Genomic DNA, 16,996 nt, shown 5'->3' with positions numbered 1-16,996 from the left:
TTAGTTTTTTACCAGCCTGTGGGCCATTAAGCCGTTCAGGTCTTCGTCATTTATATCAAGCTTGACATCGGCAAGCGTTAAAAACTTGTTGTAAACAGCGGCTAATTCATCTTTATCTAATGTAAAGCCAAGGCGTTCCAAATGGAACTTCAGAGCATGCCTGCCGCTGCGCGCGGTTAGCACTATTGTGGCGCTCGGGAAGCCTACATCTTCAGGGCGAATGATCTCGTAGTTCTCGCGCATTTTCAGGAAACCATCCTGGTGAATGCCCGAGCTGTGCGCGAAGGCGTTGCTGCCTACAATAGCCTTATTTGGCTGCACCGGCATGCGCATTTGTGTGCGGATCATCTGGCTTAGTTCATAAAAACGTTTAGAGTCTATCTGGGTATGTAAGCCCAACACCTGGTGCGTTTTCAGGATCATCACCACCTCTTCAATAGAGGTATTGCCCGCGCGTTCGCCAATGCCGTTGATGGTACCTTCTATTTGGCGGGCACCGTTCTGTAAACCGGCTATGGAGTTGGCGGTAGCCAGGCCTAAATCGTTATGGCAGTGTACCGAGATAATGGCCTTATCGATGTTTTTAACGTTCTCTTTCAAAAACCTGATCTTGGCACCGTACTGGTCTGGCAGGCAATAGCCATTGGTATCGGGGATGTTTACCACGGTAGCTCCGGCAGCAATAACAGCCTCAACCATTTGCGCCAGGTAAACTACATCGGCTCTGCCGGCATCCTCGGCATAAAACTCAATATCTTCAACAGATTTTTTGGCATATTTTACAGCTTCAACGGCACGCTCCAGGATCTCCTCGCGGGTGCTGTTAAACTTATGCTTAATGTGCATATCTGATGAGCCGATACCGGTATGGATACGCGGATGTTTGGCATATTTTAATGATTCTACAGCGGCATCAATATCGCCTTTGTTGGCACGGGTAAGCGCGCAAACGGTAGGGTTGGTTACTGCTTTAGAAATCTCGACAACACTCTGAAAATCTCCCGGACTTGAAACCGGAAAGCCAGCTTCAATAATATCCACGCCCAGTAGTTCCAGTTCTTTAGCTATCTCAATCTTTTCGGGGGTGGTTAACTGGCACCCTGGTACCTGCTCGCCATCGCGAAGCGTGGTATCAAAAACATAAACGCGGTTGGGATCGTGTAACATATTCTTCTTTTTTAGTATCAAGTAGTTAGTATCAAGTAGCAAGATTTGTTCCTGGCATATGATAAATAACTACGCTAATTATTTATTAAACATTAAATATCGTTAATCCAAGTGTCAATTAAAAGTCTTGATACTTGATACTAACTACTTACTACTCTTTCACCGCCACAAACCTTAGTCTTTTATAGTCGGCGTACCATTGGCCGCCTTCGTTGTAGTAGGGTTCAAGCTTGTGGGTTATTTCTTTTAGTATCTGTTCTTTTTCGTCTTCGGGGATGTCCTGCAAAAACTGGGCACCAAACATCCTGATCCATTTGGCTACGCCCTCGTCGCCATCCTGTAAAGGTGTTTTGCGGTCAAAGTGCGAGGTGAATGTTACCCTGAAGCCGTGGTCCTCCAGTAATTTGGCGTATTCGGCCGTTGAGGGGAAGAACCATACTTTAACATCGGCCTGGTTTACGTAACCGTGGTTAACCAATACCAGCCTTACAGCCTGGGTTAGTTTCTCCACGTTGCCTTTACCGCCCATTTCGGCCACAAAACGGCCGCCATGTTTCAGGGCATCGTATACGTTTTTGATAGCGCCGTTGGCATCCAAAACCCAATGCAGGGCCGCGTTGCTGAATACGGCGTCGTACTTTTGTTCTGTATAAAAATCAGCAGCGTTTTCCACTGCGAAATCAACATCGGGGAACAAAGCCTTTGCCTGCGCGATCATATCCGGCGAATAGTCGGTACCTTTTACAATGGCACCTTTATCCTGGATCTGTTTGGTTAGGTGGCCCGTGCCGCAACCAATATCCAGGACATGCTCACCGGGTTTAACATCCAGCAAATCGACCACATCCTCGCCAAATTTGAATACAAAGGCGTGCTTTTGGTCGTATAAATCAGCGTTCCACTTCATTTTAGTCCCCTCTAAATCTCCCCGGCAGGGAGACTTTTTGTTTTTAAAATATGTTATTTATAACTTCCTTTTTAAGCCCTCCCTACCGGGGAGGGTTTGGGTGGGGCTTTTTCCTGAAGTGCAGTACCACGTAAACGATTGCTGCCAACAGGAAACACGTATTAACCACTATTACCTTGCCCAAAGCACCAGCCGAGGCTATGGTGACCATGATTACCACCGCGCTTAAGGCTATTACCGAAGCCAGCATCAAACGGTTGTTGGAGGTAACAAGCGCGAAAACCCCGGCTACTTGTGCCACAATGGTAAGCAGTAATACCAACCGCTCGGATGTTTCGTAATCATCTATGTTGGTGATGGCCAAAAACTCAATAAAGGCAAAACTACCACCCCCGTTATTGGCCGCGTAGCCGCAAAAGAGGAAAAATAGTAAGATAAAAACTTTAAAACCCGTCATTTCAACCTTTCGCCTTTGACCTTTTGCCTTTCACCTATAAATACTCCAACACTTTTTGCCCCATTGCTTTGGTGCCTAAAATTTTGGCTTTGTCGGTATTCGCATCTGCGATGTCGCCAGTGCGGTAACCTTCTTTAAGCGCTTTGTCGATAGCCGATGTAATAAGCCTGGCTTCGTCTTTAAGACCGAAGCTGATCTCTAACATCAACGCAACCGACAGGATAGAGGCAAGGGGATTGGCTTTATCCATGCCGGCAATATCATGCGCCGAACCGTGGATAGGCTCAAAAAATCCTGTGCCATCACCAATTGATGCCGATGCCAGCATCCCCATTGATCCTGCAATCTGCGATGCCTCGTCGGTTAAAATATCACCAAAAAGGTTGGCGGTTAATACCACATCAAACTTTTTAGGGTTTTTAACCAGCTGCATGGCAGCGTTGTCAATAAACATGTGTTCGGTTTCTACCTCGGGATAGTTTTTAGCTATCTCCTGTACCACCTCGCGCCACAGGCGTGAAGCTTCTAACACATTGGCCTTATCAACCGAGCATAATCTTTTACCACGCACCATAGCTGCTTCGTAAGCTTTGATGGCGATGCGCTCCACTTCGTAACGTGAATAGATCATCAGATCAGACGCGGTATTGCGATCTTCACTCCGTTTTTTCTCGCCGAAGTAAACATCACCTGTCAACTCACGGAAAAACAGGATATCGGTACCTTTCAGTATCTCGGGTTTAAGGCTCGATGCATCCAATAGCTCATCAAATAACATGATGGGGCGCAGGTTGGCATATAGGCCTAATTCCTTGCGGATCTTTAATAATCCCTGTTCTGGTCTAACCTTTGCCGATGGATCATTATCATATTTGATATGGCCGATAGCACCAAATAAAATGGCATCACTGGCTTTGGCTTTTGCCAAAGTTTCATCGGGCAGCGGGTTACCCGTAGCCTCTATACCTGCATGACCCATCAGGGCCTCATCAAACGTAAACTCGTGGCCAAAATCCTGACCAATTTTTTCTAAAACCGCTTTACCCCAGGTGGTAACCTCGGGGCCTATCCCGTCGCCAGGTATTACTAAAATGTGTTTTTTCATTAAGCCCCCTAACCCCCTGAAGGGGAATGTTTTTGTTAGTTAGATATTATGCGGTTTTGTGCCGCGTATTTCTTTTAGTTTCATTGTCATGCGCTCGGCATCGGTTGCTACCCAGTCGGTATATTCATCGATTGCCAGCAAACGCAACTCATCGTCAATATAACCTTCCTCTACCATTTGCTTTGATTGGGCAACACTGGCCCAGATGCCTGCTTTGCGGATAAAGTTTTCTTCACCTTTTTGGTAAACCTCGTCGGCATTAAACTCAACGATATCGGTAAAACCGGCTTCTTCAAAATATCCGGGCAGGTCCTCGGCTATGTGGTTGTTCATGCCGGCATCGCCACGCCATCTTAAAAAAGTAGTATAAAACCTAAGCATGCTTGGCGGCGGTTGTGGCTGCCACTCCAATGCCTCGTGGTTATAATCCAAAATAGATACGATACCACCTGGTTTTAACAAGGCATGCATTTTCTTTAAAGCTTCAACAGGGTTGTTTAACCACTGTAAAACGCGTGCAGCTACAATCAGGTCGAACTGTTCTTCTGGTTCGTAGGCAAAAAGATCGGTATAAATCAGCTCCAGGTTTTTTATATCGGCATAAGTTTCCTTACCACTTTGAATAAAGAACTCCGTATTATCAATACCCGTAACGTGACCGGTATCGCCAACCTTAGCAGCTATATCTTTCGATATGGCACCCGTACCACAACCCACATCCAAAACCCGTAAGCCCGGATTTAAGGCAGACTCAAGCGTTCCATAATCATTCGCCAAACTACGTTCGTCAAATAACTTGGCGGTGCCTTTGCCTTCTCTTTGAATATGCTTGTTGGTTGTTGTCATTTCGCCTTGCTGTCATTTGCTTCGCGTCATTGGGTCATTAAGTCATTTTTTTGACCTTTCGCCTTTGACCTTTCAGTTTTTACCTATCTCTGTGCTTCAAATTCGGCTATCGTTTCCTTTTTGCTCAGGATGTAGTCGATATCATCGTAGCCATTGGTCATGCAGGCCTTCTTGTAAGGGTTAACTTCAAAGCTTTCCTGTTCGCCGGTTGCTACCAGGCGGATGAATTGATCAACAAGGTCAATTTCTACAACGGCGTGCTCATCGGCATAAACCGCATCGAAGATCTTCTTTAAAAAATCTTCGCTCACCTGCACTGGTAGTAAGCCGTTGTTTAGCGCGTTACCTTTAAAAATATCGGCAAAAAAGCTGCTTACCACGGCGTCAAAACCATAATCGGCAATGGCCCAGGCCGCATGCTCCCTGCTACTGCCGCAACCGAAGTTTTTACCTGCAACCAGGATCTTGCCGCTATAGTTAGGGTTGTTAAGTACGAAATCCTGTTTAGGGTTATCGTCGCCATCAAAACGCCAATCGCGGAACAGGTTATTGCCAAAACCATCGCGGGTAGTGGCCTTCAAAAACCGGGCAGGGATAATTTGATCCGTATCGATATTCTCGATAGGCAAAGGCACCACGCTGGTTTGAATATGTTTGAATATTTTGGTTGCCATCTTTTTTTAGATTTGAGATGTTAGATATGAGATATGAGACTTTCGTCCGCCTTCTCAATATTCGTATAATGTTCTACCGTAGGGAAAGGATCATAAAAATGATGTAACAAGCCTTTCCATTCCTGGTATTCTTTTGATTCTCTGAAGCCAATTGTATGGTCGGTAAGTTTTTCCCATTCAACCAATAAAATGAATTGGCTGGCATGCTCAATACATCTTTTTAATTGGTGGGAATGGTAACCGACCATTTTTGATATAATATCCTGCGCCTTTGAAAATGCTTTTAAAAACTCATCTTCCTGCCCGGGAATCACATTAAGTACAGCAACTTCGAGTATCATTTATTCGGATTTGAGATTTTAGACGTGAGATATGAGATTTTTGAAGCTGTCTCAAATCTCACGTCTAAAATCTATTTATACTAATTCTGATTCAGACAAGAACGTCCTTATATCCGTCACCTTTCCCGTAATGGCGCTTGCTGCCGCGGTTAGCGGGCTGGCCAGGAAGGTGCGGGAGTTTGGTCCCTGGCGTCCTTCAAAGTTACGGTTGGAGGTTGAGACACAATATTTTCCTGCCGGGATCTTATCCTCGTTCATGCCCAAACATGCGCTGCAGCCTGGTTCGCGAAGCGGGAAACCCGCGGCATCAAATATTTTGTCCAATCCTTCGCGGATGGCTTGTTCCTGCACTTGTTTAGAGCCGGGAACCACCCATACGGTAACGTTATCTGCCTTGTGCCTGCCTTTTACAAATTCGGCCACCTGGCGCAAATCTTCAATGCGCGAGTTGGTGCAGCTGCCGATGAACACATAATCGATAGGTTTGCCTAACAGTGTTTCATCATCGTGCAGGCCCATATAATCAAGGGCTTTTTTGTACGATCCCTGTTCTTTAGCTTCAAATGAAGCAGTTTGGGGAACGTGTTGTGTAACGCCAATGCCCATGCCGGGGTTTGTTCCGTAGGTGATCATTGGTTCAATATCTTCGGCTCTAAAGCTTAAAACTGAGTCAAAAGTTGCATCTTCATCAGAGTGCAGGGTTTGCCAGTAAGCTACAGCTTTATCCCACTCTTCGCCTTTAGGCGCAAATTCGCGACCTTTAACGTAGTTAATGGTAGTTTCATCCGGGGCAATCAATCCGCAACGGGCGCCCATTTCGATGCTCATGTTACAGATGGTCATGCGGCCTTCCATGCTTAATGAGCGGATGGTATCGCCTGCATACTCTACCGCGTAGCCTGTACCACCAGCGGCGCTGATCTGCGCGATGATGTACAGGATTATATCTTTAGCGCCAACGCCTTTTTGCAAAGTGCCGTTAACTTCAATTTTCATTCTTTTGGGGCGCGATTGCAGCAAACATTGTGTTGCCATAACCTGCTCTACCTGCGATGTGCCTATACCAAATGCAATGGCACCAAAGGCCCCGTGTGTTGAAGTATGGCTGTCACCGCAAACATAAGTGCCGCCCGGACGGGTTATACCCAGCTCGGGGCCAATTACGTGTACAATACCCTGGTAGGGGTGACCTAAGCCATACAACTCAATACCAAACTCCTTACAGTTTTTGGTGAGCATATCAACCTGGTAGCGGGAAAGTTCTTCTTTGATTGGGAGGTGCTGATCAATTGTGGGAACGTTATGATCTGCAGTGGCCACTGTTTGTTTTGGCCTGAAAACCGGCAACCCTCTTGTGCGCAAACCATCAAATGCCTGCGGACTGGTTACCTCATGTATGAAGTGTGTGTCGATGTATAGAATATCAGGAAAACCCTCGTTGCTACTGACGACGTGTGCATCCCATATCTTATCAAATAATGTTTGTCCCATTTTAGTATCAAGTATTTAGTATCAAGTATCAAGACTGCTGCGTGGAGGGGCAGTTTGATTTTGAAGCTGTATTGGTATTAAAGCAAGTAGTTAGTACCCTGCAAATCAAAATCTTGCTACTTGATACTAACTACTTGATACTTATCTTAAGCTTCTACAACCTGGTTTTCAGGGCGTAGGCTGCGCACAGTTTTGCCTGCTTGCCATAATTCGCTTTCGCGCAATTCTTTCAGTTCAGCATCCAGTTTTTCGCGGTAATCCTCTTTACTGTTTGAGTCGATTGATTTTTGTGACTCAACACCTGTTGCAACACTTTTGTATAGATCTTCAAATACTGGTTTAGTAGCATCACGGAATTTTTTCCACCAATCTAAAGCACCACGTTGTGCTGTGGTCGAGCAGTTGGCATACATCCAATCCATACCATTTTCTGCAACTAAAGGCATTAATGACTGGGTTAACTCTTCAACAGTTTCGTTGAAAGACTCAGATGGTGAGTGACCATTTGCACGTAATACTTCGTATTGTGCTGCAAAAATACCCTGGATACAACCCATCAGCGTACCACGCTCGCCGGTTAAATCACTAAATACTTCTTTTTTGAAGTTGGTTTCAAATAAGTAACCACTACCAACGGCAATACCTAAGGCGATAACGCGTTCAAACGCTTTACCTGTAGCATCCTGGAAAATTGCGTAGCTTGAGTTTAAGCCGCGGCCCTGCAAAAACATACGACGTAATGAAGTACCTGATCCTTTAGGAGCAACCAAAAATACGTCAACATCGGCAGGAGGAACAATGCCTGTTTGCTCGTTAAAAGTGATACCAAAGCCGTGAGAAAAGTATAATGCTTTACCCGGAGTAAGGTGTTTTTTTACAGTTGGCCATAAAGCTATCTGTGCCGCATCGCTCAATAAGTAGCAAATTACAGTTCCTTTTTGCAAAGCTTCTTCAATTTCAAAAAGAGTTTCGCCCGGTACAAAGCCATCGCTTACAGCTTTATCCCATGTTTTTGTGCCTTTACGCTGACCAACAATAACGTTAATGCCATTGTCTTTTTGATTTAACGCCTGACCCGGACCCTGAACGCCATAGCCAATTACTGCTACAACTTCGTCTTTTAATACTTCTTGAGCTTTAGCTAAAGGGAACTCATCGCGGGTAACTACGTTTTCTTCAGTACCGCCGAAATTTAATTTTGCCATTGTTTTATTGTTTGTTTTTTGGGATTTCACCGATTTTTGATGATTTCACCGATTTTGATTTTATGAGTAATTTAAGTTTTTTAATTTCAACCCCCTCTAAATCTCCCCCCGGTAGGGGAGACTTTTTTATTTTAAAGCCCTCCCTTCCGGGGAGGGTTGGGAGGGGCTCCTTACATCGTAAATACTTTTTGTCCCTGGTTTAAATATTCGTTTTCGATAACGTCTTCGCCCGGTTCAAGGCGCTCAAACTCGCGCAATTTACGGTTAAATCCGTCACTATCTTTAATAATTGCAACGCGGGCGCTGCGTACAAATTCTATCAGGCCGTATGGCTGTAATATGCTGATCAGGTTATCGGTTTCCTCGCGGTGACCCGTGGTTTCAAACACGGTATAATCCTTACGCAGCACAACCACACGGGCTCCGTTTTCGCGCAATAAACGCTCAACACTTACCTTTTCGGCAATAACATCTGTCGATACTTTATATAACGCCATTTCCTGCCAAATAACATCGGCATTGGTATGGTAATAGCATTTTAATACCTCTACCTGTTTTTCAATCTGGCGGGTAAGCTTACGCACCACATCTTCCGATTCGGTGATCACAATATTAAACCTGTGAATACGCTCAATCTCAGATGGAGATGTATTCAGACTATCAATATTGATTTTACGGCGTGTAAATATAATAGCAATCCGGTTTAATAAACCAATCTGGTTTTCGGTATAAACCGTGATGTTAAATTCCTGTTTTTCTGTATCCTGAGTCATGACTTTAATTTTTAAAGTCCTCTCCTTTGGAGAGGATTTAGGTGAGGCTTCTTTTACTTTAACCTGATCTCGCTTACACTACAACCTTGTGGCACCATCGGGAATACATTGTTCTCTTTGGTAACCATTACTTCTAAAAGGAATGATCCTTTATTGCTCAGCATTTCATTTAATGCCGATGGAAGGTCTTTACGGTCTTCAATACATTTACCGGGGATGCGGTATGCTGCAGCCAATGCCACAAAATCGGGGCTTTGGATATCAACAAACGAGTAACGGCGAGAGTTAAACAATTCCTGCCATTGCCTTACCATGCCCAGGAAACGGTTATTAAGTATAATGATTTTTACATCGATGCCGCTTTGCATAATAGTACCTAATTCCTGGCAGGTCATCTGGAAACCACCATCGCCAATAATGGCAACTACGGTACGATCCTGAGCGCCAAATTTAGCACCTATGGCAGCAGGCAGGGCAAAGCCCATAGTGCCTAAGCCACCGCTGGTAACATTGCTGCGGGTGTTGTTAAACTGCGCATAACGGCAGGCTACCATCTGGTGCTGACCTACGTCGGTTACAATTATAGCTTCGCCTTTGGTAAGCTCGTTCAGTTGTTTAATAACCTCGCCCATGGTCATTTCTGCCGTGGTAGGGTTTAGTTCTTTTTCAATTACCTGCTCGACTTCCTGGCGGGTGTAATCATTGAATTTGGCAAGCCACTCGGTATGTTGTTTTTCATCCACCAAAGCAGTAAGCAATGGCAGCGTTTCTTTACAATCGCCCCAAACAGGTACAGTTGATTTTACGTTTTTGTCTATCTCTGCCGGGTCAATATCCAAATGGATCACTTTGGCCTGTTTAGCATATTTATCCAGGCGGCCGGTTACGCGGTCGTCAAAACGCATACCGATAGCGATCAATACATCGCATTCATTGGTTAAAACGTTTGGTCCGTAGTTGCCGTGCATACCCAGCATACCTACATTTAAAGGGTGATCTGTTGGAATAGCGCCAGCGCCCAATACTGTCCAGGCTGCAGGGATACCACTTTTTTCAACAAAAGCTTTAAACTCCTGTTCTGCGCTTCCTAAAATAACGCCCTGACCAAACAGGATGAATGGTTTTTTAGCCTCATTTATCAATTCGGCAGCTTGTTGAATATACTGCGGGCGAACTATTGGTTTTGGCCTGTAGCTACGGATATGATTGCAAGGCGTATAACCTTTATAGTTAAATAACTGGATCTGGGCGTTTTTGGTAATATCGATCAAAACCGGACCAGGGCGACCGCTTCTGGCAATATAAAATGCCTTGGCAATTACTTCAGGGATCTCGGTTGCGTCGGTTACCTGGTAATTCCATTTGGTAACCGGGGTAGTAATGTTGATCACGTCAGTTTCCTGGAAAGCATCGGTACCTAACAAATGCGCAAAAACCTGGCCGGTGATACATACCAACGGTGTACTGTCAATTTGTGCATCGGCTAAACCGGTAACCAGGTTGGTAGCACCCGGTCCGCTTGTAGCAAATACAACACCGCATTTACCAGAACTGCGCGCATAACCCTGACCAGCATGAATACCGCCCTGCTCATGACGGACCAGGATATGGTTTAGCTTATCATTATAGTCAAATAAAGCATCGTAGATGGGCATAATAGCGCCACCCGGATAACCGAAGATGGTATCAACACCCTCAACAATCAATGCCTCCAATAATGCTACCGACCCCGAAACTTCAATACCGGTTTCTGTAGGTTTTTCTTCAGTAAGTATTTCTTGTATAGCTTCCATATATTCTGTTATTGCACCGGCATGTTGTACCGGCAGGTTATTCAAATCTTTTGTCTTTTAATCCTTGTTCCCTAATCCTCTTAAGGCATTTCATCGGTTACGCAACCTTCAGCAGCAGAGCTTACTGTTTTGGCGTAACGGTATAATAAGCCTTTGGTTGCTTTTAAAGCGGGCTGTTTCCAGGCGGCTTTACGTGCCGCCATTTCTTCGTCGGTTATGATCACATTGATGGTATTGCTTGTTGCATCAATAATAATCTTATCATCGTCGTTAATTAAACCAATAGCGCCCCCATCAAAAGCTTCGGGGGTGATGTGGCCTACCACAAAGCCGTGTGTACCGCCGCTAAAGCGTCCGTCGGTAATTAATGCTACCGAGCTTCCTAAACCTGCACCAAAAATGGCCGACGTTGGTTTCAACATTTCGGGCATACCCGGTGCGCCTTTAGGGCCTACGTTGCGGATAACCACCACATCACCTTTTTTGACTCGGCCGCTCTGTATGCCATGTATCAGTTCAAACTCGCCGTCAAACACACGGGCGGGGCCTTCAAAATGAGTACCTTCTTTACCGGTAATCTTGGCTACGCTACCACCTTCAGCAATATTGCCGTACAGGATCTGTAAGTGGCCGGTAACTTTAACAGGTTTTTCAACCGACCATATAATTTTTTGTGTATCAAACTCCAGTTCAGGTACATCTGCTAAGTTCTCTGCAATGGTTTTACCGGTAACGGTAAGGCAATCACCGTGTAACCAGCCTTGCGCCAAACAGTATTTCATTACAGCCGGTACACCACCAATGTTGTGCAGATCTTCCATCATGTATTTACCACTTGGCTTCATATCGGCCAATACCGGGATACGGTTACTTACTTCCTGGAAATCATCCTGGGTTACTTTTACATCAACGCTTTTAGCCATTGCAATTAAGTGCAATACCGCATTGGTTGAGCCACCCAATACCATAATAACAACCATGGCATTTTCAAATGCCTCGCGGGTCATGATGTCAGATGGTTTAATGTCTTTCTCTAACAATATTTTAATAGCCTTGCCTGCTGCCAGGCATTCTGCTTGTTTATCTTCGCTCAATGCGGGGTTTGATGATGAATAAGGCAAGCTCATACCCAATGCCTCAATAGCCGCGGCCATGGTATTGGCAGTGTAAATACCACCACAAGCACCAGCGCTTGGGCAGGCATTTTTAATGATGCCCATAAAATCAACATCTTCAATAGTGCCAGCCATTCTTTTGCCTAAAGCCTCAAATGCCGATACAATGTTCAAATCTTCACCTTTCCAATGGCCTGGCTTGATAGTGCCACCGTATACCATGATAGACGGACGGTTTAAACGGCCCATAGCCATAATAGAACCCGGCATGTTTTTATCACAGCCCGGCAATGTGATTAAGCCATCATAATATTGAGCGCCGGTTACGGCTTCAATAGAATCTGCAATGATATCGCGGCTCACCAAAGAATAACGCATACCTTCGGTACCGTTGCTCATACCATCACTTACACCAATGGTATGGAATATTAGGCCTACCATATCTTCATCCCAGATACCTTGCTTAACTATCTTGGCCAAATCGTTCAAATGCATGTTACAAGTGTTGCCATCGTAACCCATACTTGCCACGCCGACTTGTGCTTTACGCATGTCGTCGTCGGTTAAGCCGATCCCGTAAAGCATGGCTTGTGCAGCCGGTTGCGTTGGATCCTGTGTAAAGGTTTTGCTATACTTGTTCAATTCTATAGCCGCTGTAGTATCTGATGATGAACTCATTTTATTTATTTAGATAAACTAACTTTGTAAATATTCTTTGTTGTTGATCAGGTTTATTTGATTGCTCGAATCAATAAACGTAAGGTAGAGATAGCAGCAAGGAATAACAATAGTTAAGTTTTATTTTTTAAAAAAGTATTTTATATTGATATATGATACGCATTCAATATAAAATTACGTAAATAATGTAATAAACAACATATAAACTTTCATAAAATAGACCAAAGTTCAAAACGGTATTCGGTACGTATTTTATGCATGCATAGTAAGTTGCCAATTTTCTTCCTGAAATGGGGGTGATTGCAGAAAAACTTACAAAAAACAAGGCGGTGAGAATCCTTTATTTTTGTTGGGAACCAGGCTTTCAAAATGCGGATAAGTCGAACTGTTTGTCTTATCTGTTGTTAATTTAACAGAAACTTTGTAACTCACCAGAAAAGCACAACTGTTAGCTTTGTTTTTTTAGTTTTAACCTGGATGGCAATTGTTAAGTTAATTTTAATAATCACAAATTTATAGCAGCATACTATGGCAGTAGTAAAACCCATTCTTCGCATTTTTGATTATGATAAAGCTGTTGAGTTTTATGTGAATTGGCTTGGCTTTCAAATTGACTGGAAACATCAGCCCGATGGTAGCCCATTGTATATGCAGGTATCTTTACGGGATGTGATGCTTTACCTGTCGGAACATCATGGTGACTCAAGTCCGGGTGCGCACATTTTTATTGAAGATTTTGCAGGCTTGCGGGCGTACCAAAAGAACCTGGTGGATCAGGAGTATAAATACAACCGGCCTGGTTTGGAAATACCCGATTGGAACCCCAATGCGATAACTGTTACGGTACATGATCCTTTTGGAAACAGGCTTACTTTTGTGGAAGAGATTGGATGATTACGATAACAATAAATACCCTTTGATGTCACGGCAATCTGTTAATCTTAAAAATCAAGGTTCAGACAAACCGTTAGGGATGGAAGTGGATACCGGCCAAAAGCTTAAGGCCGGTGCAGTATGAACGTACAGCCCGGGCCGCAGGTAACGGCATAAGTGGGATAAGGATTGACAGATGAAGGAGAAGACTATTGTATTACTTAGCAGAACTTAACCGCTTTTTAAATTCTTCTAAACTTATTATACGCCCGGCTTTGATATCGGCTTGCCCCTTGGTGATACCATCCAAAACATGCAGTGGCAAAGCTTGTTCGTCTATTTGCACATAAGATGCTTCGGGTGCGGCAGGAAACACAATCCCGGGGTTATTATTTTCTTTCATTAGTTACGCAAGTGAGTTGGTCGTTATCTTATTTTTTTAATTAATCCGTAACAAGTTTTCCTGATGGAACAATCATATTTTCCATCCCCTAAGGCACCTGCGCTGTTATCGTTCTCATAATGACTCACTATTACGGAATCGGAAACTTGCGCACTTTCGGTGTAGCAAGGGCCATTTACGCGAATCGTGTCCATGCTATTTACAATTATTATGGTGTTAGCATGTATATTGGCATATCCACAATTAAATTTTGTTTGCAATAAAACTACGCCCTTAATGGGTTTGGTTAAATTAAAGTACTCCCACACACTTTCACATTTACCAAGTGCGTATGCCATTTTTCTAATTCTATGTCGTTCCGAACAGCTAAAACTTAATAAAACAAATATTACTATCAAAAGCCTTTTCTGCATAGCTAAATATAAGCTTATAAAACAAAAAAACACCACCCGAAACCGGATGGTGTTTTTTTATGTTGTTCCACACCTTTCAGTGGACCGGGCATCTATCAAACTTTGATTTCAACCTCAACGCCGCTTGGCAATTCAAGCTTCATTAGTGCGTCTACAGTTTTTGAGTTCGAGCTGTAAATGTCTAATAAACGCTTGTATGAGCAAAGTTGAAATTGCTCACGTGCCTTTTTGTTTACGTGTGGTGAACGTAAAACGGTGAAAATTTTCTTTTCGGTTGGTAACGGAAGTGGTCCGCTAACTACAGCGCCTGTTGGCTTTACTGTTTTTACGATTTTCTCGGCAGATTTATCTACCAGGTTGTAATCGTAAGATTTTAATTTGATCCTGATTCTTTGGCTCATGTTGTTTAATTTTTGTGATTTCACCGATTTATGATGATTTCACTGATTTGATTTTAGCCATCCTAAGAGCTATTTATTAGGATGAACCGATTTATTATGATGATTTTACTGATCTTGAGAATGATTACATCCATTAATCGGTGTAATCATTCCCTAATCAGTGTAATCCTTAATTATGCGTTTGCAGCAGCTCTTTTGCCTCTTGCTTTGGCTACTACTTCTTCCTGTACGTTACGTGGTGCTTCAGCATAGTGATCAAATTCCATGGTTGAAGTAGCACGACCTGAAGTGATGGTACGTAACTGGGTTACATAACCAAACATTTCTGAAAGTGGTACAGTTGCTTTAATAACCTGTGCACCCGCACGTGAATCCATACCTAACAGCTGGCCACGACGACGGTTCATGTCACCGATTACATCACCCATGTTTTCTTCTGGGGTAAGGATCTCGATTTTCATGATCGGCTCAAGCAATACTGGTTTACATTTTGGCAATGCCTCACGGTAAGCCATCTTAGCAGCTAATTCGAAAGATAGCGCGTCTGAATCGACCGCATGGAATGAACCGTCAATTAACCTAACTTTTAAGCTGGTTAAAGGATAGCCTGCCAATACACCATTATCCATTGATGCCTTGAAGCCTTTTTCAACAGATGGAATAAACTCACGAGGGATTGAACCACCGCTGATTTCATTCACAAACTGTAAGCCTTCCTGGCCTTCATCATTTGGTGAAAGTATAACCTGGATATCGGCAAATTTACCACGACCACCGGTTTGTTTCTTATAAGTTTCACGGTGCTGAATAGTACCGGTGATAGACTCTTTGTAAGCAACTTGTGGCGCACCCTGGTTAACCTCTACTTTAAACTCACGTTTTAAGCGGTCCATGATGATATCTAAATGAAGCTCGCCCATGCCGCTAATTACGGTTTGACCGGTTTCTTCGTCAGATTTTACGTGGAAGGTAGGATCCTCTTCAGATAATTTACCTAAAGCAATACCTAATTTATCAACATCAGCCTGAGTTTTAGGCTCAATAGCTAAACCGATAACGGGGTCAGGAAAGTTCATTGACTCCAGGATGATCGGGTGTTTCTCGTCGCAAAGGGTATCACCGGTTTTGATATCTTTAAAGCCTACTACCGCAGCAATATCACCTGCACCCACGTTAGGGATAGGGTTTTGCTTGTTAGCATGCATCTGGAAGATACGAGAGATACGCTCTTTGTTATCTGAACGCATGTTGTGTACATATGAACCAGCCTCAAGGTTACCTGAGTATACGCGGATAAAGCACAAACGACCTACGAAAGGATCCGTCGCAATTTTAAACGCTAATGCTGCAAATGGCTCTTTTTCAGATGGTCTGCGTAAAATTTCTTCGCCGGTGTCTGGATTGGTACCAATGATACCTTCAACATCCATAGGTGAAGGAAGTAATTCCATCACGTAATCAAGCATGGTTTGTACACCTTTGTTTTTGAAAGATGAACCGCAAACCATAGGTACAATTTTAGCATCTAACACTGCTTTACGCAATGCATCTAAAATTTCACGCTCGGTGATTGACTCTGGCGCTTCGAAGAATTTCTCCATCAGGCTTTCATCATAGTCGGCAACTGACTCCAATAATTTCTCTCTCCACTCAGTAGCTTCTTCAATCATATCCTCTGGGATAGGCACTTCGGTAAAGGTCATACCTTTATCATGCTCATTCCAAACAATACCTCTCCAGTTAATTAAGTCAACAACACCTGTAAATTTCTCTTCGGCACCAATTGGCAATTGAAGAGGTACAGCGTTGCTGCCTAACATGCTTTTTACCTGTTTTACAACATTTAAAAAGTCGGCACCAGAACGGTCCATTTTATTAACGAAACCTATACGGGCAACGTTATAATTGTTTGCAAGTCTCCAGTTGGTTTCTGATTGAGGTTCAACACCATCAACAGCACTAAAAAGGAATACCAAACCATCTAATACACGCAGTGAGCGGTTTACTTCTACAGTAAAATCCACGTGACCTGGTGTGTCAATAATGTTGATATGATATTTTTGGCCCCTGTAATTCCAATCTACAGTAGTTGCGGCAGATGTAATGGTAATACCACGTTCCTGCTCTTGCGCCATCCAATCCATTGTTGCAGCACCTTCGTGTACTTCACCAATTTTGTGGCTTACGCCCGAGTAATAAAGGATACGCTCGGTAGTAGTAGTTTTACCGGCATCAATGTGGGCGGCAATACCTATATTTCTTGTAAATCTAAGATCTCTTGACATGTTTTTTGTTTTATGACTTCACTGACTGTTTAAAATGATTACACTGATTTATTGATTTTGCCGTTTAGG

Annotated in this window: 17 protein-coding genes; 1 reads left to right on the top strand and 16 read right to left on the bottom strand. The window is 43.6% G+C overall.

Annotation, left to right across the window (positions count from 1 at the left end):
- The 12 genes from FHS10_RS04380 to ilvD form a co-directional block, all read right to left on the bottom strand.
- Entirely contained in the window at positions 1–1,167 is a 1,167-nt protein-coding gene (locus FHS10_RS04380) for a 2-isopropylmalate synthase (RefSeq protein ID WP_259087933.1), read from the bottom strand.
- Between the two features lie 151 nt (positions 1,168–1,318).
- On the bottom strand, positions 1,319–2,074 hold the full coding sequence (locus FHS10_RS04375; RefSeq protein WP_259087932.1) for a class I SAM-dependent methyltransferase: 756 nt from the start codon (positions 2,072–2,074) through the stop codon (positions 1,319–1,321).
- A gap of 82 nt (positions 2,075–2,156) precedes the next feature.
- Positions 2,157–2,531 (bottom strand): hypothetical protein, encoded by a 375-nt coding sequence (locus FHS10_RS04370; RefSeq protein WP_259087931.1) that lies wholly within the window; start codon positions 2,529–2,531, stop codon positions 2,157–2,159.
- Positions 2,532–2,565: 34 nt separating this feature from the next.
- Positions 2,566–3,636, bottom strand: a complete 1,071-nt coding sequence (gene leuB, locus FHS10_RS04365) for a 3-isopropylmalate dehydrogenase (protein WP_259087930.1) — start codon at positions 3,634–3,636, stop codon at positions 2,566–2,568.
- A gap of 39 nt (positions 3,637–3,675) precedes the next feature.
- On the bottom strand, positions 3,676–4,482 hold the full coding sequence (locus FHS10_RS04360; RefSeq protein ID WP_259087926.1) for a methyltransferase domain-containing protein: 807 nt from the start codon (positions 4,480–4,482) through the stop codon (positions 3,676–3,678).
- Between the two features lie 83 nt (positions 4,483–4,565).
- Positions 4,566–5,156, bottom strand: coding sequence for a 3-isopropylmalate dehydratase small subunit (gene leuD / locus FHS10_RS04355; protein ID WP_259087923.1), 591 nt, complete (start codon positions 5,154–5,156; stop codon positions 4,566–4,568).
- 20 nt (positions 5,157–5,176) lie between these two features.
- Positions 5,177–5,497: an antibiotic biosynthesis monooxygenase family protein gene (locus FHS10_RS04350; RefSeq protein ID WP_259087920.1), complete on the bottom strand. Its 321-nt coding sequence runs from the start codon at positions 5,495–5,497 to the stop codon at positions 5,177–5,179.
- Between the two features lie 75 nt (positions 5,498–5,572).
- The gene (gene leuC, locus FHS10_RS04345; RefSeq protein WP_259087919.1) at positions 5,573–6,988 is read right to left on the bottom strand and encodes a 3-isopropylmalate dehydratase large subunit; all 1,416 of its coding nucleotides are present in this window, start codon (positions 6,986–6,988) and stop codon (positions 5,573–5,575) included.
- Positions 6,989–7,134: 146 nt separating this feature from the next.
- Positions 7,135–8,193: a ketol-acid reductoisomerase gene (gene ilvC / locus FHS10_RS04340; protein ID WP_259087918.1), complete on the bottom strand. Its 1,059-nt coding sequence runs from the start codon at positions 8,191–8,193 to the stop codon at positions 7,135–7,137.
- 170 nt (positions 8,194–8,363) lie between these two features.
- Positions 8,364–8,966 (bottom strand): acetolactate synthase small subunit, encoded by a 603-nt coding sequence (gene ilvN, locus FHS10_RS04335; protein ID WP_259087917.1) that lies wholly within the window; start codon positions 8,964–8,966, stop codon positions 8,364–8,366.
- A 53-nt stretch (positions 8,967–9,019) separates the two neighbouring features.
- Positions 9,020–10,759, bottom strand: a complete 1,740-nt coding sequence (ilvB, locus tag FHS10_RS04330) for a biosynthetic-type acetolactate synthase large subunit (protein ID WP_259087984.1) — start codon at positions 10,757–10,759, stop codon at positions 9,020–9,022.
- 80 nt (positions 10,760–10,839) lie between these two features.
- Complete coding sequence (gene ilvD / locus FHS10_RS04325; protein WP_259087916.1) at positions 10,840–12,552, bottom strand: dihydroxy-acid dehydratase; 1,713 nt, start codon at positions 12,550–12,552, stop codon at positions 10,840–10,842.
- A 528-nt stretch (positions 12,553–13,080) separates the two neighbouring features.
- On the opposite strand from ilvD, the gene FHS10_RS04320 reads away from it, so the two are divergent.
- Positions 13,081–13,446 carry a glyoxalase superfamily protein gene (locus tag FHS10_RS04320; protein ID WP_259087913.1) on the top strand — a complete coding sequence of 122 codons (366 nt, stop codon included), beginning with the start codon at positions 13,081–13,083 and terminating at the stop codon, positions 13,444–13,446.
- Positions 13,447–13,642: 196 nt separating this feature from the next.
- Here FHS10_RS04320 and FHS10_RS04315 read toward each other — a convergent pair whose 3' ends face one another.
- The 4 genes from FHS10_RS04315 to fusA all read right to left on the bottom strand — a co-directional run bounded on the left by FHS10_RS04315 (position 13,643) and on the right by fusA (position 16,927).
- Positions 13,643–13,828: a hypothetical protein gene (locus FHS10_RS04315; protein ID WP_259087912.1), complete on the bottom strand. Its 186-nt coding sequence runs from the start codon at positions 13,826–13,828 to the stop codon at positions 13,643–13,645.
- A 23-nt stretch (positions 13,829–13,851) separates the two neighbouring features.
- Positions 13,852–14,166, bottom strand: a complete 315-nt coding sequence (locus FHS10_RS04310; protein ID WP_259087910.1) for a hypothetical protein — start codon at positions 14,164–14,166, stop codon at positions 13,852–13,854.
- A gap of 170 nt (positions 14,167–14,336) precedes the next feature.
- Complete coding sequence (gene rpsJ / locus FHS10_RS04305) at positions 14,337–14,642, bottom strand: 30S ribosomal protein S10 (protein WP_022830652.1); 306 nt, start codon at positions 14,640–14,642, stop codon at positions 14,337–14,339.
- Between the two features lie 173 nt (positions 14,643–14,815).
- Positions 14,816–16,927, bottom strand: a complete 2,112-nt coding sequence (fusA, locus tag FHS10_RS04300) for an elongation factor G (protein ID WP_259087909.1) — start codon at positions 16,925–16,927, stop codon at positions 14,816–14,818.
- Between the last annotated feature and the right edge of the window lie 69 nt (positions 16,928–16,996).

Origin of the sequence: Mucilaginibacter dorajii (assembly GCF_024808255.1) — a bacterium.
GTDB classification, from domain to species: Bacteria; Bacteroidota; Bacteroidia; order Sphingobacteriales; family Sphingobacteriaceae; genus Mucilaginibacter; species Mucilaginibacter dorajii.
This window is presented reverse-complemented; position numbering and strand designations above follow the sequence as displayed.